Annotated in this window: 2 protein-coding genes; both read right to left on the reverse strand. The window is 37.2% G+C overall.

The features are described 5' to 3' along the window. Window positions 1–35: 35 nt before the first annotated feature. Entirely contained in the window at window positions 36–410 is a 375-nt protein-coding gene (locus RCF13_RS02440) for a hypothetical protein (protein WP_308140814.1), read from the reverse strand. Between the two features lie 2 nt (window positions 411–412). Further along, window positions 413–673, reverse strand: coding sequence for a hypothetical protein (locus RCF13_RS02445; RefSeq protein WP_308140815.1), 261 nt, complete (start codon window positions 671–673; stop codon window positions 413–415). Window positions 674–873: the final 200 nt, after the last annotated feature.

The raw sequence follows: 873 nt of genomic DNA on the forward strand, positions 1-873 counted from the left end.
TCTCTTGTAACTCCTGCTCGGTCATAGGACACCTCCTAATCTATGTACCATTTGCCGCGCATTAAATTTTCAAAGTAGTCGGGTCTTTCGCTTAGATAAGTTAATGCAAAATGCAGGCTTTCGAAATTTGGATATGTTAGACTTTGACCATCTACTTTAATCTTCTTACCTTTCAACCCTGCCACAAATGCTTCTTGCCATGAAACTGGTTCCTTAACTTCTCTCCAATCTTGAATCGTGAAGCCGCCATTCAATTCTATAGGTTCCCCTAATAAAAACTTCACAGAACAATCTATAAGAACAATTGAGCCATTTTTATTTCCTACAATTCCCCACTCTGCTCCTGTATCGTACTTAAATCTCTTATTTGGATTCTCCATAAGTTCCTTAATCATTTCCCATGTTTTCATCTTTACAACCTCCCAAATTCTTCTTCTAACCGCTGGATTTCTGCATTAGCTAAATCTATAAATGTTTTAGCCAGTTGTGCTTGCGCATATTCTTCAAAACCGCAACTTTCTTTTCTACTCATAGAAAGATCAATCCAACCTATTTGAACCTTCTGTGCTTCTTTAGCGTATCCTATTCTTTCTTTTAACCTTTCGATATCTCTCAAAATTTGACTTCCTCTATCAACTCTCTCCTTCATATATTCCAAAGTCTTTTTATCCACTTGCATTTCCTCCCTTTAATTTGGTATAATACCGTTAGAATAATTTTCTATGCCCTTACTCGGTTGCCGCCGATAGGGCTTTTCTTTTGCCTTTCCTCATAGGACTTGTACTTCTTTTCTATTCGCCATGCTAGGTATAACATACATATTGGATAGATGAACCATAAAACCAAGATGAACCTTGCGTATGAATTGGCTTG

The organism is Stenotrophomonas maltophilia group sp. RNC7 (assembly GCF_030910085.1).
Classification (GTDB): Bacteria; Pseudomonadota; Gammaproteobacteria; order Xanthomonadales; family Xanthomonadaceae; genus Stenotrophomonas; species Stenotrophomonas sepilia.